Annotated in this window: 22 protein-coding genes; 14 read left to right on the forward strand and 8 right to left on the reverse strand. The window is 53.6% G+C overall.

The annotated features are described in order from the left end of the window. The first annotated feature begins 124 nt into the window (after positions 1 to 124). The 5 genes from D6C13_RS19815 (at position 125) to D6C13_RS19835 (ending at position 6,858) form a co-directional block, all read left to right on the forward strand. The gene (locus tag D6C13_RS19815; protein WP_120134428.1) at positions 125 to 2,545 is read left to right on the forward strand and encodes a TonB-dependent receptor domain-containing protein; all 2,421 of its coding nucleotides are present in this window, start codon (positions 125 to 127) and stop codon (positions 2,543 to 2,545) included. 142 nt (positions 2,546 to 2,687) lie between these two features. Beyond that, on the forward strand, positions 2,688 to 3,731 hold the full coding sequence (gene dctP / locus D6C13_RS19820) for a TRAP transporter substrate-binding protein DctP (protein WP_120134388.1): 1,044 nt from the start codon (positions 2,688 to 2,690) through the stop codon (positions 3,729 to 3,731). A 112-nt stretch (positions 3,732 to 3,843) separates the two neighbouring features. Beyond that, entirely contained in the window at positions 3,844 to 4,230 is a 387-nt protein-coding gene (locus D6C13_RS19825) for a methionine-R-sulfoxide reductase (protein WP_120134389.1), read from the forward strand. 257 nt (positions 4,231 to 4,487) lie between these two features. After that, positions 4,488 to 5,429, forward strand: coding sequence for a DMT family transporter (locus D6C13_RS19830; RefSeq protein ID WP_120134390.1), 942 nt, complete (start codon positions 4,488 to 4,490; stop codon positions 5,427 to 5,429). Positions 5,430 to 5,583: 154 nt separating this feature from the next. Further along, positions 5,584 to 6,858, forward strand: a complete 1,275-nt coding sequence (locus D6C13_RS19835; protein WP_425272730.1) for a glycoside hydrolase family 10-like protein — start codon at positions 5,584 to 5,586, stop codon at positions 6,856 to 6,858. Between the two features lie 123 nt (positions 6,859 to 6,981). Here D6C13_RS19835 and D6C13_RS19840 read toward each other — a convergent pair whose 3' ends face one another. Then, complete coding sequence (locus tag D6C13_RS19840; RefSeq protein WP_120134392.1) at positions 6,982 to 8,328, reverse strand: APC family permease; 1,347 nt, start codon at positions 8,326 to 8,328, stop codon at positions 6,982 to 6,984. Then, positions 8,328 to 9,236, reverse strand: coding sequence for an acetamidase/formamidase family protein (locus D6C13_RS19845; protein WP_120134393.1), 909 nt, complete (start codon positions 9,234 to 9,236; stop codon positions 8,328 to 8,330). Before D6C13_RS19845 ends, D6C13_RS19840 begins: the two co-directional genes overlap by 1 nt. A gap of 574 nt (positions 9,237 to 9,810) precedes the next feature. On the opposite strand from D6C13_RS19845, the gene D6C13_RS19850 reads away from it, so the two are divergent. The 9 genes from D6C13_RS19850 to D6C13_RS19890 are packed head-to-tail and all read left to right on the forward strand — an operon-like array spanning position 9,811 to position 18,918. Next, positions 9,811 to 11,346 (forward strand): ABC transporter substrate-binding protein, encoded by a 1,536-nt coding sequence (locus D6C13_RS19850; RefSeq protein ID WP_208642917.1) that lies wholly within the window; start codon positions 9,811 to 9,813, stop codon positions 11,344 to 11,346. 15 nt (positions 11,347 to 11,361) lie between these two features. Further along, on the forward strand, positions 11,362 to 12,303 hold the full coding sequence (locus D6C13_RS19855; RefSeq protein WP_120134394.1) for an ABC transporter permease: 942 nt from the start codon (positions 11,362 to 11,364) through the stop codon (positions 12,301 to 12,303). After that, on the forward strand, positions 12,303 to 13,175 hold the full coding sequence (locus D6C13_RS19860) for an ABC transporter permease (protein ID WP_208642918.1): 873 nt from the start codon (positions 12,303 to 12,305) through the stop codon (positions 13,173 to 13,175). Before D6C13_RS19855 ends, D6C13_RS19860 begins: the two co-directional genes overlap by 1 nt. Beyond that, positions 13,175 to 14,389 (forward strand): amidohydrolase/deacetylase family metallohydrolase, encoded by a 1,215-nt coding sequence (locus tag D6C13_RS19865; RefSeq protein ID WP_120134395.1) that lies wholly within the window; start codon positions 13,175 to 13,177, stop codon positions 14,387 to 14,389. Before D6C13_RS19860 ends, D6C13_RS19865 begins: the two co-directional genes overlap by 1 nt. Further along, positions 14,386 to 15,402, forward strand: a complete 1,017-nt coding sequence (locus D6C13_RS19870) for an ABC transporter ATP-binding protein (RefSeq protein ID WP_120134396.1) — start codon at positions 14,386 to 14,388, stop codon at positions 15,400 to 15,402. Before D6C13_RS19865 ends, D6C13_RS19870 begins: the two co-directional genes overlap by 4 nt. Then, entirely contained in the window at positions 15,399 to 16,415 is a 1,017-nt protein-coding gene (locus tag D6C13_RS19875; RefSeq protein WP_120134397.1) for an ABC transporter ATP-binding protein, read from the forward strand. Before D6C13_RS19870 ends, D6C13_RS19875 begins: the two co-directional genes overlap by 4 nt. Next, the gene (locus D6C13_RS19880) at positions 16,402 to 16,881 is read left to right on the forward strand and encodes a RidA family protein (protein WP_120134398.1); all 480 of its coding nucleotides are present in this window, start codon (positions 16,402 to 16,404) and stop codon (positions 16,879 to 16,881) included. The genes D6C13_RS19875 and D6C13_RS19880 overlap by 14 nt, the downstream gene beginning before the upstream one ends. Positions 16,882 to 16,901: 20 nt before the next feature. Continuing rightward, a complete protein-coding gene (locus tag D6C13_RS19885) occupies positions 16,902 to 18,101 on the forward strand; it encodes an aminotransferase class V-fold PLP-dependent enzyme (protein WP_120134399.1) in 1,200 nt (399 codons plus the stop codon). A gap of 16 nt (positions 18,102 to 18,117) precedes the next feature. After that, positions 18,118 to 18,918, forward strand: coding sequence for an IclR family transcriptional regulator (locus tag D6C13_RS19890; RefSeq protein WP_120134400.1), 801 nt, complete (start codon positions 18,118 to 18,120; stop codon positions 18,916 to 18,918). A gap of 39 nt (positions 18,919 to 18,957) precedes the next feature. Here the strand turns inward: D6C13_RS19890 and D6C13_RS19895 are convergent, their stop codons facing one another. The 6 genes from D6C13_RS19895 to D6C13_RS19920 all read right to left on the reverse strand — a co-directional run bounded on the left by D6C13_RS19895 (position 18,958) and on the right by D6C13_RS19920 (position 26,184). Then, positions 18,958 to 20,433, reverse strand: coding sequence for a TrkH family potassium uptake protein (locus D6C13_RS19895; protein WP_120134401.1), 1,476 nt, complete (start codon positions 20,431 to 20,433; stop codon positions 18,958 to 18,960). A 250-nt stretch (positions 20,434 to 20,683) separates the two neighbouring features. Further along, positions 20,684 to 21,565, reverse strand: coding sequence for a helix-turn-helix domain-containing GNAT family N-acetyltransferase (locus D6C13_RS19900; protein WP_120134402.1), 882 nt, complete (start codon positions 21,563 to 21,565; stop codon positions 20,684 to 20,686). 166 nt (positions 21,566 to 21,731) lie between these two features. Further along, positions 21,732 to 23,060 (reverse strand): MFS transporter, encoded by a 1,329-nt coding sequence (locus D6C13_RS19905; RefSeq protein WP_208642919.1) that lies wholly within the window; start codon positions 23,058 to 23,060, stop codon positions 21,732 to 21,734. Between the two features lie 53 nt (positions 23,061 to 23,113). Continuing rightward, entirely contained in the window at positions 23,114 to 24,205 is a 1,092-nt protein-coding gene (locus D6C13_RS19910; protein ID WP_167458055.1) for an Ldh family oxidoreductase, read from the reverse strand. Next, on the reverse strand, positions 24,192 to 25,298 hold the full coding sequence (locus D6C13_RS19915) for a mandelate racemase/muconate lactonizing enzyme family protein (RefSeq protein ID WP_120134405.1): 1,107 nt from the start codon (positions 25,296 to 25,298) through the stop codon (positions 24,192 to 24,194). Before D6C13_RS19915 ends, D6C13_RS19910 begins: the two co-directional genes overlap by 14 nt. 40 nt (positions 25,299 to 25,338) lie before the next feature. Next, on the reverse strand, positions 25,339 to 26,184 hold the full coding sequence (locus D6C13_RS19920; protein WP_120134406.1) for a fumarylacetoacetate hydrolase family protein: 846 nt from the start codon (positions 26,182 to 26,184) through the stop codon (positions 25,339 to 25,341). Between the last annotated feature and the right edge of the window lie 22 nt (positions 26,185 to 26,206).

Genomic DNA, 26,206 nt, shown 5'->3' on the forward strand with positions numbered 1-26,206 from the left:
TCATATTTTATAAGGACAAGGGCTTTTCACGGAAGAACTGAAAGCAGATGACCAGCGCGTCTGATTTGTCGAAAGGCAGTAAATGCGAGCAGAACTTAAAAAATTAGTGCAGGGCACAAAACAAATGTTCAAATCCTTTACACAGCAGGGTTTGGTGAAAAACGTCATTTTCATGGGGACGATTCTCACCACCACCTTTAACGTTAATGCAGCAGAAGCCGTTAAAGACACCACCGATCTGGCAGCGAATAAAACGCCACCCTCTGAAACCATCAAGAAAAAACCGGTGGTGCGTACGGCGCAGGATCTGGCGCAAAGCAACGAAGAAGTGATGACCGTCACCGAAACGATGCCTGATAAAAAACCGGGCTCGACTACCACCATCACCGCAGCAGACATGCAGAAAAAAGGCGGTAACGACTTCGGTACCATCATGCGTTATGAGCCGCTGATCAGCGCAACCGGCGCCAGCGGCGGTTCCGGCAACGGCAAAAGCGGTTTCGACCGCAGCGGCTATACCGGCTATAACATCCGTGGTCTGGAAAGCAACCGTGTCGGTATCGACGTCGACGGCATCCCGCAACCCAACGCCACCGGCCGCAGCTACGTCAGCCGCGCGGGCCTGAACACCTTTGGTATTGGCCGCGATTACATCGACCCGTATATTTACGGTCAGGTGGATATCCAGTCCGGCGCAACATCAGCCGATCGAGCCAATACCTCCATCGGCGGCGCTGTTTCCTTCCTGCCAAAATCTGCCGACGATTATCTGCGTCCGGGCAAAGAGACCTATTTCGGCTACCAGTCTGATTATGACTCCTCCGACCGTTCATGGCATAACGGCATCACGGCAGCTGCGGGTGACGAAACCCTGCGAGGCCTGATTGCCATCAGCCGTCGTGACGGTCAGGAAACCGATAACAACAGCGGCACGCACGACGCGTATCCGGCAAACTGGCACTCCGATGCGGTGATGACATCCGTAATCTGGCAACCGAATGACGAACATAAAGTCACCGGTACGCTCGATTACTACGAAAAAGTTAACCATACCCATTACGACACCTGGAACAACGCGGGCAGCGCGATCATCGGGACCTCGCAGCAGCAAAGTAACACCCGCCGCTGGGGCGCGAGCCTGAAAGACGAATGGACGCCGTTCAACGATTACGTCGATGCCATTGTTTCCAAAGTTTATTATCAGTACACCCAGGCGCACGACAACACTTACCTGCCGAACGAAAGTTTGCAGATGATGAACGTCTATTCCAACTATGACGTGAACACCTACGGTGCGGAAACCAGCTGGCTCAAAACGCTGGGACGTCATGAGCTAAGTGCCGGTATCAACGGTCGCGTGTCCAACACCGAACGTCCGTTCCGTGAAAGCCCGGATCAAAGTACGTTTACCACCATCATGCAGCCGGAATCCAACAGCCGGACTTACGTTCTGGGCGGTTTCCTGCAAGACACCATTAAGTTTGATCTCGACGGTCACAACTTCTCCGTGGTGCCTGCGGTGCGTGTTGCGTATCAGAATACCAAGGCCAAAGATCTGTCGGATCTCTCTAACAGCATCGTTTCTGAAGATCAGGTTTCCACGCTGTACGGTAAAGCCAACTCCGACACGCAGGCCCTGCCTTCTCTGGCCTTCACCTATGACATCACCCCGAAGCTGATGACCTACGTGCAGTACCAGCGCGGTGCGCAGTTCCCGGACGCCAGCCAGTTATACGGTTCCTGGAACCTCGGATCTAACTATGCCGGACGCGGCCAGTACGCGCTGATCGGTAACACGGATCTGAAAACCGAAACCAGCAACAACTTCGAATGGGGCATGAAGGGTGAAGCGACCGAAGGCGTGACATTCAAGACTTCCGTTTTCTATAACACCTACAAAAACTTCATTGCCAACACCCGTTACACCCGCTCGGGCAGCCCGGGCATGTTCACCAACGTGCCCTCCAATATTTATACGATTTATCAGGCTGAAAACCGCGATGACGCGTATATCTACGGTGGTGACCTGAGCACCAAAATCAATTACGGCCCCTGGTTTAGCAGCGTGGATGGCCTGAGCACCACCTTTGCATTTGGTTACGCGCAGGGACAATCCAAATCCAGCTACGATGGCGACAAATATGTCGACCTCGACAGCGTGCCGCCAATGAAACTGGTGGCAGGCGTGGCGTGGGATGATCCGTCCGGCGTTTACGGTACAGCGCTGACAGCGACATTTGTGAAAGGCAAAAAAGCCGAAGCGACAAACCGTCAGAGCTACACCAACGCAGGTACGCCGATCACCAGCTCCACCACGGAATACATGAATGTTCCGGGTTACGGTATGGTGGATGCGACGGCTCACTGGCAGGTCGTTAAAAACGTCAAACTCAGCGGCGGTGTTTACAACATTACCGACCGTAAATACTGGGATTATCTGAGCAGCCGTACGCTGACAGAAACCACCAATCAGGATGCTTACAACAAAGCGCTGGCCGCCATGCCGGGCCGTAGCTTCCAGTTGGGCGTGAATGTTGATTTCTAATCGATAACCGGTAATCCCCTCAGGCGTCATGCAATTGCATGGCGCCTTTTTTTGTTTCACGCCAATAACCTGTTTTCACGCACATTCACAATTCGGGTGAGCCGCTACACTCAGGTTTTACCTGACCGAAATGTGAGATTACATGGAATTAATCAGAAAGCCGCTGGTGCTGGCTCTCGCGCTGCTGCTGTTACCGGCAGCCGTTTCAGCCACCACCACCCTGCGATATACCGATCACGAACCTCTCGGCGCGATGCGCACCCGTTTTATCCACAATGTCTTTTTTCCTGCCATCGAAAAAGAGTCTCAGGGTCGCCTGAAAATTGAAGAACACTGGGGCGGTGAACTCTCGACAGGTTATGACGCATTACGCACCGTCCGCGAGGGAAAAACCGCAGATATCGGCATTGTGGTGCCGGAATATGCGGCCAAAGAACTGCCGCTGCATCAGATTTTTAAAAGCTTTCCCGTCGGGCCTTCCGGCGATAAACAAATCGCTTTTTTCCGCCGTGTTTTCACCGAAATACCCGCCTTCCCTGCTGAATTAGAAAAAGCCGGCGTGGTGAACATCTTCTCTGCGACCGGTTATCCGGTGGCCTTTTTCAGCACACATCCGCTGAAAAATCTTGAGGATATTAAAGGGACCACCTGGCGTTCAGCCAGTTTCTGGCATCAGGATTTTCTGCGTAATGCCGGAGCCCTACCGGTGACGATGCCGTGGGGCCCGCAAACCGTAGAAGCCTTTAAGACCGGCACACTCGACGGCATTATGGTCAATGTCGACAGCGGGTATGACCTGAAAATTCAGAAAATGGCGCCTGAAGTTCTGGTCTCAAAAGAGCTGTGGCTGGGCCATGTTTATCTGCTGGTGATGAATCAGAAAGTGTGGAACGGACTGGCAGAGGAAGATAAAGCAGCCATCTCGCGCGCCGCGGAAATTGCGTATAAAACCGCAGGCACTGTGATGGACAGCAGTTTCGAACCACAACTGGATGCCCTGCGTAAAGACGGTGCGAATGTCCGTGTTCTGCGACACAGTGAAGTGGCGCACTGGCAGCAGGTTACCCGTTATCAGGACGCTCAGGCGCAGTGGGTGAAACAACAGGAAGCGCTGGACAATAAAGGCGCCGGGCCGGTGATGGAAAAAGTCAGCGCGATAATGGCGGATGCGATGAAACCCGACTGATCAGCGCTAAGCAGCAGGTGCCTCAGCGCGGTGGCGGTTGTCACGCGAGCCGGTTTCTCGTGTAAACTGAAAGCCAGCACCTGCAATGTCTGTAATCTGAGGAGTCATCAGAATGAATAAAGAACTCAACGAATTTGAACGTTTTGTTATTGAAAATAAAGGGACCGAGCGCCCTCACACCGGTGAGTATAACGAACACTTTTCACCGGGCCGTTATGTCTGCAAAAGATGTTCTGCGCCGCTGTATTCTTCCGAACATAAATTTGAATCTCACTGCGGCTGGCCCGCTTTTGATGACGAAATCCCTGGCGCGGTAGAGCGAGTGCCGGACGCCGATGGCCGCAGAACCGAAATCGTCTGCGCCAACTGCAAGGCGCATTTGGGCCATGTCTTTGAAGGAGAATATTTAACCGAGAAGAATCTGCGCCACTGCGTGAATTCCGTTTCAATGGTTTTTGAAAGCGCCGACGAGCAAGGGAATTACCACAAAGCAGAGTAAGCCTGTTACGCTAAATAAGGGCCGCACATCTCTCATGGGCTGCCCTTAATAGTGAGAACGTCACAATCGCCGCCAGTCTGTCACATCGCTTTCTTAAACATCCTGAAGAATGCATTAACGGATACATATCCCACAGAGTGGAAGTCACGCCGTGCGGTTAATCAGGGGGTTACCGCTGAATCATTATCTGAATTCAAAGTTTCGCGCTAATCTGTTGGCCTGAATTTTTACAATAAGACAGCACAGGAAGACAGGAAATGGACTCGCGTAAACCGCTGGACGGATTTGCCAGCAGCGTGATGGTTGGGCTCTGTATTATCTGGGGTGTGCAGCAGGTGGCGATTAAAAGCGCCGCGGCGGATATCACCCCGTTGTTGCAGGTGGCGCTGCGCTCGGGCATAGCGGGGCTGGCGGTCATGATCCTGATGCTTATCCGCCAGCGGAAAATCCCGTTCAGCGCACAGACACTCCGCCCTGGATTGCTGGTCGGTTTGCTGTTTTCCGTCGAGTTTATGTTTGTCGCCGAAGGCCTGCGGTTCACCACCGCCGCACATATGGCCGTTTTCCTGTACACCGCACCGATTTTCGCCGCGCTCGGCCTGCATTTTCTGGTGCCGGAAGAACGGTTGAGCCGCCTGCAATGGTCCGGCGTCGGCATCACCTTTCTCGGCGTAATTGTCGCGTTTCTCTTTGGCGGCAATAATGCCGCTGCACCGCAGGCCAGCAACATGTTGCTCGGCGATTTCTTCGGCCTGCTGGCGGGAGCCTTTTGGGGCATGACCACCATCGTGGTGCGGCGCAGCGCGCTATCTTCCGGCAGTGCCACCATGACGCTGTTTTATCAGCTGGCAGGCGCATTTGTTCTGCTCGGCGCGTTGGCGTTGCTGACCGGTCAGACGCAGTTTCGCCTCACGCCGGTTTCAGTCAGCAGCATGGTGTTTCAGACCGTGATCGTGACATTCGGCAGTTATCTGGCGTGGTTCAGCCTCATGCGCCGTTATCAGGCGTCGCGTCTGGGGATCCTCTCGTTTATGACGCCGGTTTTCGGCATTATTGCGGGCGTTGTTTTTCTGCATGAACCGCTGAAAATCAACTTTATCGCCGGTGCCTTACTGATCATGCTAGGAATTCTAACGGTGAGCGCCGAAGGAATGTTGCGTCAGTGGATAGCAAAAAGGCGTCAGGGGAAATTGCGTTAACGCCTGAATACAGGGAAAATTAATCCTGATCACTAAGCGCGCAACACTAAACAGCTACCCTGCCTGTCTGATCGTTTACCAATAAATGGAGTTTATCATCACCCGTTTTCATCACATCTCCGCGGTCACGGCCGTCAAAAAAACAGCTGCCCTGATGGGGCTGGCGCTGTTACTGGCCAGCTGTTCTTCCACGCCGCCGAAATCGCTGGTCACTCCGCTGCCGCCGGTGACCAAACAGCCATTGCCGGGTAAAGCCGCGCAGTCGCAGGAACCCGTGCGCGGTGTGTGGCTGGCGACGGTTTCCCGCCTCGACTGGCCGCCGGTATCCTCGGTCACAGCCAGCAGCCCGTCGGCACGGATCAGCCAGCAGAAAAAGGCGCTGACGGACAAACTTGATAAGCTGAAAAGTCTCGGGATTAACACCGTGTTCTTCCAGGTGAAACCAGATGGCACGGCGCTGTGGGCCTCTAAAATCCTTCCGTGGTCGGATACCCTGACCGGAAAAATCGGGCAGGATCCGGGCTATGACCCGTTGCAGTTCATGCTCGATGAAGCGCACAAGCGTGGCATGAAAGTTCACGCCTGGTTTAACCCTTACCGCGTGTCGGTCAACACCAAACCCTCTACGGTGACGGAGCTGAACAACACGCTGCCGCTGCATCCGGCCAGTGTATTTGTGCTGCACCGCGACTGGATCCGCACCGCCAGCGACCGCTTTGTGCTCGACCCCGGTATCCCCGAAGCGCGCGACTGGATAACCAGCATCGTGGCCGAAGTGGTGTCGCGTTATCCGGTCGATGGCGTTCAGTTTGATGACTATTTCTATACGGAAGCGCCGGGTTCGGCGCTCGACGATAACCTGACATTCAGACGCTACGGACAGGGATTTGCTTCGAAAGCCGACTGGCGCCGCCATAATACCCAGCTGCTGATCGAGCAGGTTTCGCGCACCATTAAACAGCTCAAGCCTGGCGTAGAATTTGGCGTCAGTCCGGCAGGCGTGTGGCGCAATGTGTCGCATGACCCGGCCGGTTCCCGCACCTCGGGCGCGGCGGCCTATGATGAAGCCTATGCCGACACCCGTCTCTGGGTGCAGCAGGGTTTGCTCGATTACATCGCACCGCAGCTCTACTGGCCTTTTGCCCGCAAAGCCGCCCGTTATGATGTGCTGGCGCAGTGGTGGGCCGATGTGGTGAAACCGACCCATACGCGCCTCTACATTGGGGTCGCGCTGTACAAAGTGGGTGAGCCTTCAAAAAGTGAACCGGACTGGATGATTAACGGCGGCGTGCCTGAACTGAAAAAACAGCTCGATATGAACGAATCTAACCCGCAAATTCAGGGCACCATTCTGTTCAGGGAAAACTACCTCAACCAGCCGCAGACGCAGGAAGCCGTCAGTTATCTGAAACAACGCTGGGGAAGTTAAAAACTCGAGAACCCGCCTGAATGGCGTGACCTTCACAGTTATTAAAAAAGGCTCAACACGTTAAGCAACGTATTGAGCCTTTTTGTTTACGATTTTTTCACGAAGACTGGAAAACCTGAAAACTTAGTTTTCTTCCAGCTTCAGCGTGGTTTCACGTTTAAGGATCACGCGTAAAACAAAGTAATAAACGACGCCGATTGCCAGCCAGCTCAGGCCGAGAATTTTGGCTTCCCAGTCCATTTCGTAAATAACAAACGCAATGATACAAAAACCAATGACCGGGAACAGCAGGTGCAGCACCAGATTGCGGGATTTCTGGCGGATAATGTAGTGATTAATCACCGCAACATGCAGCACCAGAAAGCCCATCAGTGCGCCGAAATTGACCAGACGGCTGAGATTGTCGATATTGCCGTTAAACCACAAGCCTGAACACAAAGAGATCAGCCCGACCAGCAATGTACTGACATACGGCGTTTTGTAACGCGGATGCACTTTCGCCAGCAGTTTAGGCAGCTGTTTGTCACGCGCCATCGCGAAAAGAATTCGCGAGACGGCAGCCTGTGCGACCAGCGCGTTTGCGATACCCCAGGAGATAGCCGTGGACCAAATGGTGGCTTGTTTCAGCCACTCGCCACCGGCCAGATTTGCAGTCTCGTAGAAAGCCGTATCCAGGCTGGAGAACTTCATGCCAACGGCTAAATCAGCGGCGATCCAGGTCTGCAAGATAAAGAGCACCCCCACCAGCAATAATGCGCCGAGAGAAGCTTTACCTACCGTATCCACGCCGCCTTTGGTTTCTTCAGACAGGGTCGAAATACCGTCAAAACCGAGGAAGGACAATACGGCAATGGATACCGCACCCACGACCAGTGGCAGACTGAATTTATCGGCGTTATACAGAGGTTCCAGCGTTAAGTGACCTGCCCCGACGCCGGAATACAGCGCAATCAGACCCAGCACCACAAAAATGCTCAGGATAATGATTTCGGCAAACAGGATGTAGTTATTGGCCTTCGCCGTAAACTGGATCCCCACCAGATTGACCACACTGTTGAGCGCAATAAAACCGACGATCCATGCCCACGAAGGCACGTCCGGTAAGACCGGTGCCAGTGCCGCCGCACTGACGATATAAAGCAGCGAAGGCACCAGAATATAGTCAAGCAGGATAAGCCAGCCGGCAAAGAAACCTACCGTTTCGTGAATACCACGCTGTGCGTAGGCATAAACGGAACCCGAAACCGGGAAAGCGCGTGACATGGCCCAGTAACTCATGGCGGTGAAAAACATCGCCACCATGCCTATCAGGTAAGCCAGTGCCACCATGCCATTCGAGCCTTCCCACACGTAGCCAAACACGCCAAAAGGCGCGATGGGCACCATGAAAATCATCCCGTAGACCAGCAAATCTTTCAAAGTCAGTGTTCGGTGTAACTCTTGTTTATAACCAAATTGTTCGACAGACATCAATATTCCTCAATCTTCAACTTCAGCTGTGCAGCCACTGTTTTCGGCAGTGCAAACCGGCAGGTTTTTAACGGGTCAACCACCTGACAGATTTGTAAATCACCGGTGATGCTCAGCAAGTTGATGGCATCAGGCAGACTGACATCTGTGTTATCGGTAATAAAATGCGCCATATTGCGCGTGGCGATATTCGCGGCGTCGTCCAGCGTTTTTGCCGAAGCGAGTGTGAAAAGGGTGTCGCTGTTTTCCAGCATCGGAGTCGGTAATTTCCGGTTTTTAATCACCCGGAGATTGACGACAACTTCGCCGGGAATTTCCAGTCCGCAGACAGAGACTTCACCATCCCCCATTGCGGCATGTAAATCGCCCAGCGCAAACAATGCACCCGGGACATTAACCGGTAAATAGAGCGTGCTGCCGGCGGTGATCATTTTGCAATCCATATTGCCGCCATGGCTGTCCGGCGTACCGCAGGAAATAGCCTCTCCGGCCGGGGCAACGCCGATGACACCGATCATGGGGTTGATTGGGAAACGCACCCCGCCCGGCAGATGCGCCATGCCTTTTTCAACAGGAACAGTCAGGATGCGCGGTTCGGTCAGTTCATCCCCGATGACGCCCAAATCCGGTGCGGTGACCATGACCGCCTGATTTCCACGCATGGCAATATGCTTGATTTCAACGCGCAACACGTCGCCAGGTTCAGCACCTTCGACAAAAACCGGGCCGGTTGCCGGGTTGATTCGCTGCCAGTCCAGTTCATTAAATTCGGCCTGCTCAGACTGGATCTGATCAGAAAAGCAGTCGCAGGTTTCGAAGCTCACATCGCTGCCGCTGGTGAGGGTTGCAGCAGGAGGATTCTCGCGGGACATCGCATAAACCAGATGGGTGTTATCAATTCTTAACATAGTCGCCCTGTAACGTTTAAAGTGTTTTCCATTCTGTTATTCGGCTTACAGTTATTTCGACTGCTAATCACCTTTCTCAGAGTCCATATATGTTGCTATTTTCACAGAGTGCAGTGTTATTACTTATTATTTCAGGCGTAATTCCAGCATCCTCTGCGGGGTGTATTTATCGCATAAAATGATGCTCTGCATATTCGGGGATAATAAATATAGAAAACCTTTCAGAGCTGCAAGCGTTATTTAAATATGTACATTTAACGCGCGCGTCATTTTATTTATTGAAAATACAAATTCGTATTAATGGGTCTGGTCATACATCTATTCAGGATGCAGCGTCGGGTTTTACGATGACAGATACCTGCTATTTCGGAAATACATAATAGGTTGGTCATAAATAACAGGTTTTTCTTCTCCCCCCTCCCTGCTCGTCAATATTCAAAAACGTGACCCAGGTTTTGAAAAAGACATCCCGCGTCAAAAAGTGTTGACCCTCTGGCTGATAAATGTACATTCACAACTTAGTTACATAAAAGAAACATATATTCCATAATAATGAAACAAACAGGTGATAAATATGTCCAGAACTCTGCACTATTTCTTTGCCATCCTGATGACGCTCACCAGTGTCAGTGCATACGCCCAGGCTGAACCGACCAAGGGCGGTATCATTAATATCGCCATGATAGGCGAGCCCCCAACGCTCGATCCGATGATGTCCACCGCCGATCTGGTTGGCACCATCACTCAACATATTTTTGAAACGCTCTATACCTTTGATGAGAAATGGCAGGTCATTCCGCTGCTCGCCAGCCAGATGCCCGCCATTTCTGATGACGGGAAAACGTATGTGATCCCATTACGTCAGGGGGTGACGTTCCAAAATGGTCAGCCGATGACGTCAAAAGATGTCCTGGCTTCGCTGCAACGCTGGGAGAAAGTCGCCAGCCGCGGGCGTCAGACGGCAGAAACTATCACCGATATTTCTGCCCCGGATGACCACAGCATCAAAATAGTCCTGAAACGACCTTATGCGCCTTTGCTGGCCCTGCTGTCGCTGAACAATTCCGCGGCGGTGATCATGCCTGAAGCGCAAACCCGGCAAACGCCGCTGACCGAATTTATCGGCACAGGCCCTTATCAGCTGAAATCTCATCAGGCCGATCGTTTTATCCAGCTGACCCGATATGAGGGGTATCACAACCAGGCAGGAGAACCCGATGGCTACGGCGGTGCCCGCAAGCAATATCTGGATGAAATCCGTTTTGTTCCGGTAGCTGATCCGAATACCCGCATTGAAAGCGCTGTTTCCGGGCAGTTTGCTTACGTTGATTCTTTGCCGGTGGAATCGTTCGACAAGATTAAAAACGGCAAAGATAAACCCGTGTTGCTCAAACCGTATGGCTGGCCGGTATTTGTGATGAATTCCAGGCAAGGGCTGACTTCAGACATCCTGATCCGCAAGGCCATTCAGGCCGCACTGGCGCCGCAGGACATGATGACAGCAGCCTTTGGTTCGCCGGAGTTCTTCAGCACTGACGGTGCCATGTACCCGAAAGACAGTATCTGGCATACCGAAGCAGGCACTGCGCCCTATAAACCGATGGGTGATACCGCTAAAGCGCAGCAGCTGTTGAAAGAGGCGAAGTATCATGGACAAACGCTGCGTATTCTGACCAGCCGCCAGTACGAATTTCACTATAAGCTGGCGCAGGTGGCACAGGCTTATCTGCAAGCGGCGGGTTTTAAAGTTCAACTCGACGTAGAAGAGTGGGCTTCCCTGACGCAGAACCGCGCCAATCCTGAACGCTGGGATATGTACATTACTCACAGCCCTTTCCTGCCGGAACCGTCCCTGACCGGCATCATGTCTGACACCTCACCAGGCTGGTGGGTCAGCGACAAAAAACATGCGGCCTTACAGGCATTTAACAGCGAAACCGATCCTCAGAAACGCATCGCACTGTGGGCGAACGTGCAGAAAGCCATTTACGAAGATGTGCCGATGTTTAAGGTCGGTAACTTCAATGCGCTGGCGGCTCAGTCTCCGGCATTGAAGGGCGTGAGACCTTCGCCGTGGCCTTATTTCTGGAACGCCTATCTCACCCAATAATCGCCGGGACTTAACATGTTACGTTCAATATTGAATCGTTTGTTTGGCATGCTGGTGGTCATGACGCTGGTGGTCTCGCTGGTGTTCCTGATCGTCCACATCACCCCCGGCGATCCGGCGGCGGTGATGCTGGGGCCGGATGCGACAGGGGCTGATATTGCGGCGTTGCGGGATCAGCTGGGGCTCAATGCCCCGCTTTTGCAACAGTTTGCCCACTATATCGGCGGCGTGTTGCAAGGAGATCTCGGGCGTTCGATATTTCTCAATATTCCGGTGACGCAAGCCCTGTGGCAACGCGCCGAACCGACCTTTTTCCTGACCATTATGGCGCTGCTGATCGCCACACTTATCGCGTTGCCGGTAGGCATTTTGTCCGCTTATTACCGGGGCTCGCTGTTTGATCAGGTTGCCACGGGGGTCGCCATGCTGTCGGCCAGCGTGCCGTCATTCTGGCTGGGTTTGCTGTTCATTCAGTTTTTTGCCGTCAGGCTGGGGTGGTTTGATACCTCAGGTTACGGCGGGCCCGATGCCTCTTTCACCCAGCGGATGCAGCATCTGGTGCTGCCTGCGCTGTCACTTGGCGTGGTTTCCTCTGCACTGATCATGCGTTTTACCCGCGCCAGCATGCTCGACGTGCTCAATGATGATTACGTTCGCACTGCGCGTGCCAAAGGGCTGTCCGAATTTCGCGTTGTCGTAAAACATGCCTTCAAAAACGCATTGATCCCCGTCGTTACGGTGATTGGCCTGACGGCGGCGCTGCTGATTTCCGGCGCTATCGTCACCGAAACGGTATTCGGGCTTCCCGGCGTGGGCAGCCTGACCGTTTCCGCGGTATTGCGCAGGGATTATCCGGTTATCCAGGGCACGCTGCTGGTGGTTTCTGGCCTCTACGTGCTGATGAATTTCGCCGTAGATATGTTGTATTTGTGGGTTGACCCGAGGGTACGTCGCTAATGTCTATGTCATCAATTGCAGTGGCCCGCCATTCCCGCCATGACTCATTAATGTGGCAATTAATGTCGCGCCCGACCACGGCAATCGCACTGATTTTACTGGCGGTTATCGTGGTCAGTGCGGTGCTGGCGCCCTGGGTTGCCCCTTTCTCACCCAGCCAGCTGGCCATTATGCAGCGCCTGAAAAGCCCGGAAGCCACGCATCTCTTCGGCACCGATGAACTGGGGCGCGATATCTTTTCCAGAATGCTGTTCGCCGGGCAGACGTCTCTGAGCGTGGGGATCTCCGTCGTGGTATTTACCTCGGTCACCGGCGTTTTACTGGGTCTGCTGGCAGGATATTTCCGTGCGCTGGACGCGCCAATATCGCGCCTGATTGACGCGATGATGGCGTTTCCGGACATTCTGCTGGCGATTGCACTGGTCGCCGCGCTGGGGCCGTCGGCCACCAATGTGGTGATTGCCCTCGGCATCGTCTACACGCCGCGTATGGCCAGGGTTATCCGCGCTTCGACACTGGTTATTCGTGAACTGCCGTATGTCGAAGCGGCAAAAGCACTGGCGGTACCGACGCCGGTCATTTTGTATCGCCATATTTTGCGCAACCTGACTTCACCACTGCTGGTGCAATGTACCTTCATTTTTGCCAACGCCATTCTTGCAGAGGCCGGTTTGTCATTCCTCGGCGTGGGTATTTCTCCCGACATCCCGACATGGGGAACCATGATCAGCCAGGGCCGTCAGTATATCGATCAGGCGGGTTGGATCATGCTGTTCCCGGGCGTTGCCATCGTGATTACCGTGCTCTCGCTGCAATTACTGGGTGACGGATTGCGCGATTTACTCGATCCCCGACTTTCAAAAGGTGCCTGATGAACACTCACAACACACAATCTGAAGAAGCTTTACTGATCAAAGCGGTCAGGCCGATAGGTTTCGGCCCGGTTTCCAATGCGCTTAATGGCTGCATTGATGTGCTGATCGGCAGGAACGGGCAAGTGATACGAACCGCCGCTGAAATCCGCCCGGAAAAAGACGTGGAAGTGATCAACGGCAACCGCTGCTGGCTGTCCCCTGGCTGGACCGATTTGCATACGCATATCTGGTACGGCGGCACAGACATTTCCATCCGGCCTGAAATTTGTGGTTTGTCCCGGGGAGTCACCACGCTGGTCGATGCCGGTTCTGCCGGGGAAGCCAATTTTCACGGTTTGCGTGAACTGATTATTGAGCATGCCAGCGAAGACATTTTTGCCTTTCTGAATCTGGGTTCCATCGGTCTGGTGGCCTGTAACCGTGTCAGTGAACTGACCGGGCTGGCGTCGGTGGATATCGACCGCATTGCCGCCACCGTCGAAGCTAACCGGGATCTGATTGTCGGCTTAAAAGTGCGCGCCAGTGGCACCATTACCGCAGGCTGGGATATCGCGCCGGTTAAACTGGCGAAGAAGCTGGGACGGATCCTGAAATTGCCGGTTATGGTGCACGTTGGCGAACCGCTGCCGCTGTACGACGACGTGCTTAAAACGCTGGGCGAAGGTGACATTATTACCCATTGTTTTAACGGCAAAATCGGCGGTTCGATTCTGGAAGATGAAGAGCTGTACCGGCTGGTGGAAGAATCACAGCAGCGGGGCGTGGTGATGGATGTCGGTCACGGTGGCGCGTCGTTTTCGTTTGAAGTCGCCAGAGCCGCGCTGAGCAATAAACTGCTGCCGGACACCATTTCCACCGACATCCACAAGCGTTCTATGCCGGGCTCGGTATGGGATATGTCCACCACCATGTCGAAATTGTTGTCATTAGGCATGCCGCTGGAAGACGTGATCCGCGCGTCCAGCACCCGGCCACGTGAGGTGATACGCCGTCCGTATCCTGCGATGCTCGAGCAGGGCGCGCGCGCCAATTTCACCCTGTTTGAACTCAATGATTCTGACCTGATTGTACGAGACTCAAAAGGGGTTCCCAGCGCACTTAAACAGGTATTTGACCCGCGCTTCACCGTGCTGGGCGCACAGCACTGGACGGCGTCACGTTATCAGCCCGCAGAACATGCGCCGCGCTGCACTTGCGGGGGGCATGTATGAGTCCGGCAAAAGAGGATGACGTCATTTTATCGGTCAGGGATTTGCAAACTTGTTTCACCACGAAACGCCAGAATGTCACCCCCGTTGACGGAGTGACGTTTGACCTCAAGCGGGGGCAGACGCTGGCGATTGTCGGGGAATCCGGTTCCGGGAAATCAGTCACCAGCCTGTCAGTCATGGGATTACTGGGGAAAAACGGCCATGTCTCCGGCGGCGAAATTCTCTACCGCAACCGGCAACAGGAACAATTACGTCTGGACAGGTTCACTGCCGGGCAATATCGGAAGGTGCGCGGTAAAGAAATTGCGATGATTTTTCAGGAGCCGATGACCAGCCTGAATCCGCTCTTTACTGTGGGAGATCAGATAATGGAAATGATCACCCTGCATCAGCCCATGTCAAAAAAGGAAGCGCGGCGCAGTGCTATCGAAATGCTGGAGAAAGTCGAAATTCCGGCGGCGGCCACCCGGATTGACGATTATCCGCACAGCATGTCCGGCGGGATGCGCCAGCGCGTCATGATTGCACTGGCACTCTCCTGCAACCCTGCCCTGCTGATTGCCGATGAGCCAACCACCGCGCTGGATGTAACCATTCAGGCGCAGATCCTCGACCTGCTCAAACGCCTGCAAGCTGATCTGGGAATGAGCATTATCTTTATCACTCATAATCTCGGCGTCGTGGCAGAAATTGCCCAGGATGTGGTGGTGATGTACGCCGGAAGAGTCGTGGAACACGCACCGGTTGAAACGCTGTTTTCACATCCGGGACACCCTTACACCCGTGGTTTGCTGGCCTGCACGCCGAATAATCATAACGCTCCGGATGATGGCTCGCGCGGCGAACTTTACGCCATCCCCGGAGCCGTGCCTTCTTTAAGCGAGTTACCGGCTGGATGCGCGTTTTCTCCACGCTGTGAGTATGTGAGCAATGACTGTCTGGTTGCCCGGCCAGCGCTGCGCTGCGTGGGTAAAAATACCTGGTCACGCTGCATAAGGAGTGAAACGTTATGAGTGGTTCTTTAACTTCTCAGCCCGCGCCACTGCTGCGCGTCGAAGGTTTATGCCAGTATTTTAAAACGCAAGATGGCCGCACGGTTCACGCCGTTGAAGCGCTGACGTTTGACATCAAACGCGGCCATACCGTCGGGCTGGTCGGGGAATCTGGTTCAGGAAAAACCACCGCAGGGCGGGCTATTTTACGCCTGCTGGAACCGACCGCCGGACAGGTGTTTTTCAACGGGACCGATGTGCTGTCCCTGCCGTCGAAAGAGATGAAACGCTACCGGCAGAAAATGCAGATCATCTTTCAGGATCCTTTTTCCAGCCTGAATCCCCGGATGCGTGTTTCTCAGATCATCGGTGAAGCGCTGAATACTGCCGGTTACCCCAAAGGAGAGGCACGAAAAGCGCGCGTAGAAGAGCTGTTGCAACGCGTGGGGTTACAGGCAGAGCACGCGGATCGTTATCCGCATGAGTTTTCCGGCGGTCAGCGCCAGCGTATTGGTATCGCCCGCGCCATCGCCGTCGAACCTGATTTTATCGTGGCGGATGAATCGGTTTCAGCGCTGGATGTGTCGGTGCAGGCTCAGGTGCTGAACCTGCTGGGAGAACTGCAACGCTCTCTGGGATTAACCCTGTTATTCATCGCACACGATCTGACCGTCGTGGAATACCTGTGTGATGAAGTGGTTGTGATGTATCTCGGTCGCGTTATGGAACGCGGGCCTTGCCGGGAAGTCTATGCCCGTCCGCGCCATCCCTATACTCAGGCCTTACTTTCTGCCGCACCGGTGCCGGATCCGACCCGGAAAAAACAGCGCATCGTGCTCAGGGGCGATATTCCCAGCCCTATTTCTCCGCCTTCCGGCTGCGTATTCCGCACCCGTTGCCCTTATGCGACAGCGCTTTGTGCAGCGGATGTGCCCGCCGAACAGCACGTCAGCGATGAACATTGGGTGAGCTGCGTGCGCCTGCATGAACTAAACCTTCAGGAACAAGGAAGACACGATAATGCATACCAATAACCGGCAGAGTATGCCTTACCAGCGGCTGGCGGAGATGGGTATTGTTTTGCCGGTTTCTCCTGCACCCGTTGCCAATTTTAGTTCTCACGTCATCTCAGGTAATTTGCTGTTTCTTTCCGGTCAGGGCCCGGTGGGCGCGGATAACAGCAAACAGCGTGGCAAAGTCGGGCGCGATATTTCTGCTGAGGACGCTTATCAGCACGCCAGACTGACCGGCATCAATCTGCTGGCGGTGATGCATGAAGCACTGGGGGATTTAGGGCGTGTGAGACAAGTGGTAAAACTGCTGGGAATGGTGAATGCCGACAATGAATTTAGCGATCACCCCAAAGTAATTAACGGCTGCTCGGATTTACTGGTCGGCGTTTTCGGTAAACAGGGGATCCACGCCCGCTCCGCCGTCGGTTTCTCTTCATTGCCAGATCAAATTACAGTCGAAATTGAAGCGATCGTCGAATTCGAATAAACCTGCGGAGAACGGTAAAGATGAAAAATACTGAACTGGCACAGGCCTTACAGCTGACACCGGTCATCAACGTGGCCGGAACCATGACCTATCTGGGTTCCTCCATTGTCGTGCCTGAGGCGATTGAAGCCATACAGAAAATTCTGCCGGAATTCGTCAGGATGGAAGAATTACAGCGTTTTGCCAGCGGCGTGATTGCGCAGCTGACCGGCGCAGAGGCGGGTTTTATTACGGCTTCCTGCGCGTCCGGGATTTCGATGGCGGTCGCAGGCTGCCTGACTCAGGACAACCTGCTGGCTATCGAACAGCTGCCGGAACTCAGCACGCCAAAAAACGAAGTGGTGGTACAGGCGGGTCATCTGGTCAGCTATGGCGCGCCGGTGGAACAGGGCATCCGTCTGACCGGGGCAAAATGTGTGCGTGTCGGTTACGCGACGCAATGTTCTGCTTATCATCTCAGGCAAAGTATTAATGAACGGACGGCGGCGGCGGTGTATGTCGTGTCGCACCACGTTGTCGATCACGGGCAGTTGCCCTTAGCGCTTTTTTGCCAGATTGCCCACGAACAAGGGGTTCCGGTCATTGTGGATGCCGCTTCTGAGTACGATTTACAGCGTTTCCTGGCCGATGGCGCAGATATCGTGATTTACTCCGGGCATAAGTTTCTGGGGGGGCCGACATCCGGCATTGTGGCCGGTAAAAAATCCTGGGTGCGCTATGCCTGGTTACAAAATCGCGGCATCGCCCGCGGTATGAAAGCGGGCAAAGAGAGTGTTTATGGCACGATTGCCGCGTTACAGGCGTGGGAAAAGCGCGATCATCACGCCATCCGCGAGCGGGAAAACCGGGCGCTAACACTGTGGATGAGCGGCCTGCAAAACCTGAAAGGTATCCGGGTTTCGCTGGAAGCCGATCCGACCGGAAATCCGCTGACACGCTGTAAAATTGAGACTGACCCGGTGCAGGCGAAGATCACCGCCTGGGATCTGAGCAGCGCCCTGGCGGCAGGAAAACCGGCGGTTATCGTTCGTGATCATCAGGCGGAACTGGGCTATTTTTATCTCGACCCCTGCAATCTCCATCCTGAGCAGGAGCACATTGTGCTGACACGGATTGTCGATGAACTTGATAACGCGCAGCGCGCGCCTGAACCGATAATTACCGATTTCGGGCAATACCTGTTACAACGTGAGCAGTCCATATTACGCTGGCCTGATTAACCGCAACGAGATAAACATGACTCAGGAAAATGAAGAGCAGTCACCGCAGCAAAGGCGACCACGCACCAGCGGCATAGACCGCGCGATACAGGTGTTAGACCTGCTGCAACAGCAGCAACAGTCGCTGACCTGTTATGAGATGGCGAAAGCGGTGGGCGCACCGCTGTCGACCATCTATTCTGTCGTAGACGATTTGGTCAAAAAATCGATGCTCGAACGTCAGAAAAATGGGCTGATATGGCTCGGACCGCGTCTTTACTACTACGGCTTATCTTATGGCCGTAATCTGGATTTGCTGACCGTGGCGACACAAGAAATGGAAAATCTCAGCCGGCAATGCGGGGAAGTGATCCAGATTTGTGGCCGTGACGACGATAAAATGGTGGTGCTGGCAATGGCCGAAGGACGCGATCATTTTCAGGTATCCTCCAGGGTCGGGACGCGCATTCCGCTGAACTGGTCTGCCTCCGGGCGTTTACTGGTGGGGCATCTGAGTCTGGAAGAAAGGCTGGCACTGTTTACAACGTCTGCACCGCCCTCACCCACCGGAAAGGCCGAAACCGATCCACAGCGCCTGGCGCAAAGTGCTTTCACCGCACTGGAACAACGTTTGTCGATTCAGGCCAACGAATCTGATTTCTCGGTAGCCTGCATTGCTTCGCCCATTTGTGACAGCAGCGGGGCATGTCGTGCCACCATTTCAATTGTCGTTCCCGCCAGCAAGGTGGATCAGACCCTCCCGGACTTGCGGGCGCTGGCGCAAAATGGGGCAGAAATGATTGAAACCCGGCTGGGATGGCGGCCACTGCTGGCCTGAGCCCTCCCGTTGTCAGCGCCATAAATATTATCTCTCCGGTTATCCACGCCAGAAAAAGCGGGAAAACAGTATTAATACCGGATAGATTTCCAGACGCCCCAAAATCATCGCGGCGCACATCAGATATTTTGCGCCGCTGTTGAGCGTGTCAAAGGTCGAAGCCGTTGCGCCAAAACCCAGCCCCATGTTGTTGATACAGGCGGCAACGGTAGCAAACGACGTCATCAGGTCATAGCCCATCAGGCTCAGCGCCCAGACAAAGAAAACACTGATCAGGATATACAGGAAGAAGAAACTCCACACTGAACGTAACACGCGTTCGGTGACGACGCTACCGCCGACGCGGATCGGCAGCAGCGCGCGCGGATGCGAAAGCTGATGCACTTCCTGACGGGTTTGTTTAAACATCACCAGAAAGCGCAGCGCCTTGATGCCCCCGCAGGTCGAACCTACGCAGCCACCGAAAAAACTGGCCATGAGCAAAAGCACAATGACATTTGATGGCCAGCTGGCGTAATCGCCGGTGGCCAGACCATTGTCGGTAATCATCGAACTGGTGAGGAAGAAGGCGTGAACCAGGCTGTCCTGCAGGTTATACATCCCGGCATGCCAGACCTGCAAGGCAACGATCAATACGATAATAAAGGTGACCAGCAGGAAAAAACGCAGCTCAGCGTTTTGCCGGAAGGGTTGCAGCGTTCGCCGGGAAAAGGCGATAAACCAGACGGTAAAGTTAATCCCCGATAACAGGGAAAATGCGCCGGCCACCAGCTCAATTGCGTTGCTGTGATAATAGCCGATGCTTTCATTGTGCGTCGAAAAACCGCCCAGAGAAACCGTAGACAAACCGTGACAAAGGGCGTCAAAAGCAGGCATCCCGGCCATCATATAAGCAGCCGAACAGGACAGCCCCAGCAATACGTATGTCAGCCAGAGAGTCCGTGAAGTATCGGCAAGACGTGGCGTCAGACGCTCTTCTTTAAACGGCCCCGGCATTTCCGACTGATACAGTTTTGCGCCACCAATTCCGAGTAAGGGCAGAACGGCCACGGCCAAAACAATGACCCCCAATCCGCCAATAAAATTGAGCTGTGCGCGGTAATAAAGATACGTTTTTGACAACCCGCTGACATTGCCGATCACCGTTGCACCGGTCGTTGTGATCCCCGACACCCCTTCAAACAGTGCATCCGCAAAACTCAGCCCCAGCGTTTCATCCAGCCACAGCGGCATGGCGCTTATCAACGAAAACAGCAGCCAGAACAAGACGATGATAATAAATCCGTCGCGGGTCTTAAGCTGTATACCGCTGCGTTTGGTAAACAACCATGCCAGGCCGCCCACCACGAAAAATGTCAAAAATGTCGATAAAAAAACAAAGTAGCTGCGGTCCTTGTCAAACAACGCGACCAGCATCGGAGGCAGCATGGAAAAGCTGTAGAGAAAGACCAAAAAACCACAAAGATGAACCACGACCTGAAGTCTGGGGATCCTCAATAAAGATAAACGCTGCAAATCACGACTCCGGTGAACTCTGATTCTTATAAATGTACTGAGCTGTATTAAAGCTTAAAAACAACAAAAGGAAAGGAGTAAAAGGGTCAATGAAGTAAATTAATATTACATCCATGAAAATAGCCCCGCATACTGCCTGCCCTTAATTGACAGACATGCGATTGATAAAACCGGACTGATGTAAAACCGACCTGCAGACACTGAAGAAATAGTTATCTTTTCGCTTTTTTTGTATGAAGATTTTTAAATATTAACTCCACCCAAAAAAATCCTCTTTCTTCAGACGCATCGGCGTAATCGGCATTCCGTAAAAATCTGTGGTGGGACCGGTGATAACCCCGCCCAGGTCACTGATGATTTTTACTGTTGAATCCCGCGCATCGAGCAGTATTTTATCCGTTTGCGTTAACATTTCCCTGAGTGAAACCCGCGCCAGTTGCTTACCAATCCCCATTGCGCGATAGCAGGGGTCCACCGCAAACCTTCCCCAGTGCCAGTGATTATTTTCCTGCCAGCCAGAGACAGTGCCCAGAATATATTCACCTGAGCGGACTATCCAGCACTGACTTTTCAACTGTGGCGGTAATGAAATCAGTTGTTCCGGAATATTCTGTTCCTGCGCAAACGTTTCAGTTAATAGTCTCATCACTTCCGGCTGGTAATGACTGCGTATCATTTCTATTTGTATTCTGTCCTGATTGCGCGAAGCGTTCCGCCGGAAGGTATTTATTCTCAGTGTCCGCAATCCCGTTATAATTTTCTGCGCATCCTGTAATTCCATTTCATCATTAACAAATGAAAAGGCGTTATCCGCAGCGCCATCTGCTTGCGCTAATTTCTGCACACCTGCCGCCGTCAGCTGAAAACTTTTGAGACGTTTATCCTCAGTTCCGGCAATTGTCTCCACGTAATTCTTACCTGCCAGCGCATTCAGCGTCCGGCTCAGTGACGCTTTATCCATGCTCAGTTGCAGGCACAATTCAGCAAAAGGCGTCACGCCGTTTTTAGACAAATAGGTCAGCAGATGCGCCTGCGTCAGGGATAAACCCGAATCAAAACAGTTTTTATCCAGCAGCCCCAGTTCTCTGACAAGATAGCGAAGTTCGGTACGAATCGAATGAATGGCCGACATGGTTAACCCTGATAGTTGATAGTATCAACAAAACTAAAGGGTCATTATTATTCTGTCAAGGAACTGGTTGAAGGCACGGAACATCGACGTTTTCGCCCCCGTCCCTGAGGCAGCGGCTCCCTGATGCTTAGATGAGAGCAAACTGTCCTTCAGGCTGATGAGTGAGTTAAACAATCTGTCGTTGTCCCGCTTCTGCGGAAGTTTCATACGATGTATTTGCGTAGCTTGCGAGTTTTATGACGGCAAAGACCGTAATCAAACAACAGACGGCGAGGTAGCCCGAAACATAATGAGAACTACCATCCGCATACTGGACCAATAATGCACAAATCAGTGGCGTAGGTCCGGCGATAAGCATGCTGTTGAGTTCACGAGCCACGCTGATCCCCGAGAAACGGTATTCTGTAGGAAAGATTTTCGCCAGCAGCAATCCCTGCGGGCCTGCCATACCGCCGAAACCCACAATGAAGCCAATACTCATCCCCAGAGTGATCCACTCCATACTTTTTGTGTCCAGAAGAATAAACAGTGGCCACGCAAACAACGCCGTAAAAATCGCACTCAGAATATAAACCTTCGCTGCACCAAATTTATCCGCCAGCCATCCCATAATGGGCGCACTGATCACGCCGCACAGCGCAGCAATAAGCAGCGCCGTCAGCGCTTGTGATTTCGCAATACCTAAGGTGTTTGTCATATAACTCAGACTAAATGCGCTGAGGATATAGACATTCGCATTATGGCCGGTGACCGCCAGGAAGCCATAGATCAGCTGACGGGGATAGCGCGTGATCAGCATTTTTAGCGGTAATTTATGCTCTTTCTTATCCTGCTCAGCCTTTTTCATTACTTCTAAATATTCTGGTGTTTCATCCAGTTGCCGACGAATGTACAGCGCAATGACAAATAATACGGCTGAAGACAGGAAGGGTATACGCCAGCCCCAGCTGATGATATCCGTTTCCGAAAGCTGGGAAACACCGAGGAATGCCAGGCTGGCAAACATGATGCCCACGACCGTTGAGGATTGCAGCAGTGCGGTGAAAAAACCGCGCAGACGAACGGGGGAATATTCGTAAACCAGCGTAACGGCACCGGCATATTCAGCACCGGCGCCGAATCCCTGCACCATGCGCATCAGCACCAGTAAAATGGGGGCCAGGATCCCGATCTGCGCATATCCTGGCAGCAACCCAATCGTTACGGTACCTAATCCCATCAGGGAAATGGAAAAAATCAGCGCCGGCTTACGACCGAAACGATCGCCAAAGTGTGAAATCAAGACCCCGCCCAGCGGACGCATGATGAAACCAATGGCAAAGGTGGCAAACGCAGCCAGAACCCCGGCGGTCTCTGACAACTCGGGGAAGAAAATATGATTAATGATCAGCCCGGCAGCGGCACCGTAAAGTGCATAGTCGAACCACTCAATAATCGTACCAATGACAGAGGCGACAACGGCTTTTGTGACGCCCGCCTTTTGGGGAGTTCTCATAGTATGAACCATAGCTGTATTCCTTGGTGTCGGTGATAAAAGCTGTGTGGACTTCAGCGACTGGTGATGGGAAGAGGCATACTGAGCCCCTGTTCTGCCGCCAGTTGGCTGAGCGTTTCGATCAGGGATTCGGATAACGGGACTCCGTTTCGCTGCCCTTCTGCCAGCGTCGCCAGACCACGCTCACCCGGCAACCTCACGCGTTTTATGCCGGGTTTCGGCGGCGAGTCGTGGCAAGCCTGAACTAACGCGTCAATTTGTTTCAGGTAAGCGTCGTTACCCGCCATGGCGGCAGGTGAATGCAAGGTAATGGTTATGGCAGCGCTCCAGCCCTCATTGACTTCGCCCCGTCCCCGCCCGCCCAGGCAACCGGAGAGGATCTCCACCATTAGCCCCAGCGCATATCCTTTATGTCCTGCATCAGTACCGCCGAGCGGCAAAATCGTGCCCGGCGTATCACCCGTGAGCAGCGAGGGATCACCACTGGGTTGCCCCTGCGCATCCTGCAATATGGGTGTAGAAAAATGTTCGCCTGCCGCCTGCTTACGCGCCACGATGGCATTGGTTGCCAGCGAAGTTGCCATATCAATGAGGATCGGGTCGCCACTGGTGGGCGCACCTAGTGCGATTGGGTTGGATGTCAGTACCGCACCGGTCCCGCCAAACGGCGCCACGCTGCGGTGTCCGGGATCGGTCAGAGAGATAAAAATAATAAAACCGCGTTCAGTTGCTGCCTGAAGATAAGCGCTCAGACAGGCGGCGTGGTGGCTGTTTTGCACGCAAACCGTTGCCGTACCATAGCGCTCCGCGCGGGCGATGGCTTCGCTGACCGCCCGCTGAACCAGCCATGGGCCCGGCAGTTTGTTACCATCCCATGTCAGACATGCCGCAAAATCCTGAATAACACGCGGTTCGCCTTCAAGGTTCATACCGCCCTGGTGGATCTCACGCAGATAGGCAGGCAGTAGCGCAAGGCCGTGTGTCGGGGAGCCAAATCCTTCGCCACGCACCAGCACATCGGCCACCGCCCGTGCCTTATCATCAGGCATGCCTGCCCGGGACAGCAGTGCGTAACTCAGGGCAGCGAGGACCTGCATGTCATAACGTTTGCGCATGACATTCACTTTCTGGTTATCGGATAACATGACGCGATCCCGGAACACAGTGCACATCAATAGCCCGCTGACTCCAGTCAATACCCAAACCAGGCTGATCGCTGGGGAATGCTCTGCCATTTTCGATACGCATACCGGTATGCGTCAGGTCATCAAGCTGAGGGATATATTCGAGCCAGCGGGCGTTAGGCACTGCGGCGCAGAGTGAAACGTGCAGCTCCATCAGGAAATGCGGGCAAACCGGCACATTGAAACACTCTGCCAGGTGCGCCACTTTCAACCAGGGGGTGATGCCGCCGATGCGGGCGACGTCGACCTGAACAACGGAACAGGCGCCCTGCTGTAAATACTCGCGAAAATGCAGTGCGCTATACACACTTTCTCCGATGGCAATGGGCACCGGACTGTGCTGCGAAAGGCGCACATGCCCGCTGATGTCATCGGCCGGGAGTGGCTCTTCAAGCCAGCCGATATCCAGCTCTTCATATCGCCGCGCCCGGCGAATGGCTTCGTCTACACGAAACGCCTGATTTGCATCGGTGAAGATTTCAAACGACTCTCCTACGGCCTCGCGTACCGCACGCAGGCGGGCCACATCCTCATTGACCGGGCGACCCACTTTAATTTTGCATCCCTGAAAGCCTGATGCCTTCGCCTTCACTGCATCATCCACCAGTGCCGCAGGCGAAAGATGCAGCCAGCCCCCTTCGGTGGTGTATAACGGAATACTCTGTTGCGCGCCGCCCGCCATAAGGTGCAGCGGCAACCGGGCACGACGGCAACGCAAATCCCATAGCGCGATATCAATGGCTGCCAGCGCCAGTGCGGTCAAAGGCCCCACAGTGGTCGCGTGCGTCATGAACGAGAGCTCATGCCAGATGCTTTCAATCCGTTCGGCGTCTTTGCCGATTAGCGCCGGTGCCAGCGTTCTTTCCAGCAATGAAATGATCGCCGGTCCACCGGTACCGATGGTATAGCTATAGCCCGTGCCCACTACGCCATCAGCATCAGTGATGCGGACAAAGGGCGTTTCCTGACAATCAAACGACTGGATGGCATCAACCCGCTTCACTTTGGGCTTCAGTTCAACCATAAAAATCTCAACGTGCGTAATTGTGGCCATAAAACATCAACTCCTGCGGTCAAATAGGCAAAAAATACGATTAATCAGCGGCGTAAGTGACCTGGTGCTGTTCACCCAGTCCGTCAATGCCAAGGCGAATATGCTGGCCCGCCTGCAGGTAAACCGGCGGATTTTGCCCCATCCCTACGCCCGGCGGTGTGCCGGTAGAAATGATGTCGCCGGGGTGCAGGCTCATAAATCGCGAAAGGTAAGCGATCAGATAGGCTACGCCGTAGACCATGGTTTGCGTGGAGCCGTTTTGATAGCGGTGACCATCCACCTCCAGCCACATAGACAAATTCTGTGGATCTGGCACTTCATCACGCGTAACCAGCCATGGGCCTGTCGGACCAAAGGTGTCGCAACTCTTTCCTTTGCACCACTGACCTTGATGCTCCAGTTGAAAAGCGCGCTCGGACAGGTCATTAATGACGCAGTAGCCCGCCACATACTCCAGCGCTTCTTCTTCCGTGACATACTTGGCGGTTTTGCCGATGACCACTCCCAGCTCAACTTCCCAGTCCGTTTTGACTGAGTTGCGCGGGATCTCGACCGGATCATCAGGGCCCACAATGGCGTCAGGGGATTTCATAAAAATAATGGGCTCAGGTGGGACGACCGCCCCTGTTTCAGCGGCATGATCGGAATAGTTAAGACCAATACAGATGAATTTTCGGCTGTTCGCCACGCAGGGCCCAATCCGTTGTTCACCGGAGACTATCGGCAGTTGCTCCACCTGCAGGGCCGCCAGCATGGCCAGATTTTCCGCACTGAGTGCAGCAGCATCAATATCGTTAATATGATCGGCGAGAGAGCGAATACGCCCCTGATCATCAAGTAATCCCGGTCGTTCATGCCCGACCGGGCCGTAACGTAGTAATTTCATCCGTTTTTCCCCAACTTACGCG

The organism is Rahnella woolbedingensis (assembly GCF_003602095.1).
Taxonomy (GTDB): domain Bacteria; phylum Pseudomonadota; class Gammaproteobacteria; order Enterobacterales; family Enterobacteriaceae; genus Rahnella; species Rahnella woolbedingensis.

Excerpts from the sequence above, each read along its gene's own strand:
- D6C13_RS19815 (WP_120134428.1), top strand. The coding sequence starts at position 125 with ATGTTCAAATCCTTTACACAGCAGGGTTTGGTGAAAAACGTCATTTTC.
- dctP (WP_120134388.1), top strand. The coding sequence starts at position 2,688 with ATGGAATTAATCAGAAAGCCGCTGGTGCTGGCTCTCGCGCTGCTGCTG.
- D6C13_RS19825 (WP_120134389.1), top strand. The coding sequence starts at position 3,844 with ATGAATAAAGAACTCAACGAATTTGAACGTTTTGTTATTGAAAATAAA.
- D6C13_RS19830 (WP_120134390.1), top strand. The coding sequence starts at position 4,488 with ATGGACTCGCGTAAACCGCTGGACGGATTTGCCAGCAGCGTGATGGTT.
- D6C13_RS19835 (WP_425272730.1), top strand. The coding sequence starts at position 5,584 with ATGGGGCTGGCGCTGTTACTGGCCAGCTGTTCTTCCACGCCGCCGAAA.
- D6C13_RS19840 (WP_120134392.1), bottom strand. The coding sequence starts at position 8,328 with ATGTCTGTCGAACAATTTGGTTATAAACAAGAGTTACACCGAACACTG.
- D6C13_RS19845 (WP_120134393.1), bottom strand. The coding sequence starts at position 9,236 with ATGTTAAGAATTGATAACACCCATCTGGTTTATGCGATGTCCCGCGAG.
- D6C13_RS19850 (WP_208642917.1), top strand. The coding sequence starts at position 9,811 with ATGTCCAGAACTCTGCACTATTTCTTTGCCATCCTGATGACGCTCACC.
- D6C13_RS19855 (WP_120134394.1), top strand. The coding sequence starts at position 11,362 with ATGTTACGTTCAATATTGAATCGTTTGTTTGGCATGCTGGTGGTCATG.
- D6C13_RS19860 (WP_208642918.1), top strand. The coding sequence starts at position 12,303 with ATGTCTATGTCATCAATTGCAGTGGCCCGCCATTCCCGCCATGACTCA.
- D6C13_RS19865 (WP_120134395.1), top strand. The coding sequence starts at position 13,175 with ATGAACACTCACAACACACAATCTGAAGAAGCTTTACTGATCAAAGCG.
- D6C13_RS19870 (WP_120134396.1), top strand. The coding sequence starts at position 14,386 with ATGAGTCCGGCAAAAGAGGATGACGTCATTTTATCGGTCAGGGATTTG.
- D6C13_RS19875 (WP_120134397.1), top strand. The coding sequence starts at position 15,399 with ATGAGTGGTTCTTTAACTTCTCAGCCCGCGCCACTGCTGCGCGTCGAA.
- D6C13_RS19880 (WP_120134398.1), top strand. The coding sequence starts at position 16,402 with ATGCATACCAATAACCGGCAGAGTATGCCTTACCAGCGGCTGGCGGAG.
- D6C13_RS19885 (WP_120134399.1), top strand. The coding sequence starts at position 16,902 with ATGAAAAATACTGAACTGGCACAGGCCTTACAGCTGACACCGGTCATC.
- D6C13_RS19890 (WP_120134400.1), top strand. The coding sequence starts at position 18,118 with ATGACTCAGGAAAATGAAGAGCAGTCACCGCAGCAAAGGCGACCACGC.
- D6C13_RS19900 (WP_120134402.1), bottom strand. The coding sequence starts at position 21,565 with ATGTCGGCCATTCATTCGATTCGTACCGAACTTCGCTATCTTGTCAGA.
- D6C13_RS19905 (WP_208642919.1), bottom strand. The coding sequence starts at position 23,060 with ATGAGAACTCCCCAAAAGGCGGGCGTCACAAAAGCCGTTGTCGCCTCT.
- D6C13_RS19910 (WP_167458055.1), bottom strand. The coding sequence starts at position 24,205 with ATGTTATCCGATAACCAGAAAGTGAATGTCATGCGCAAACGTTATGAC.
- D6C13_RS19915 (WP_120134405.1), bottom strand. The coding sequence starts at position 25,298 with ATGGCCACAATTACGCACGTTGAGATTTTTATGGTTGAACTGAAGCCC.
- D6C13_RS19920 (WP_120134406.1), bottom strand. The coding sequence starts at position 26,184 with ATGAAATTACTACGTTACGGCCCGGTCGGGCATGAACGACCGGGATTA.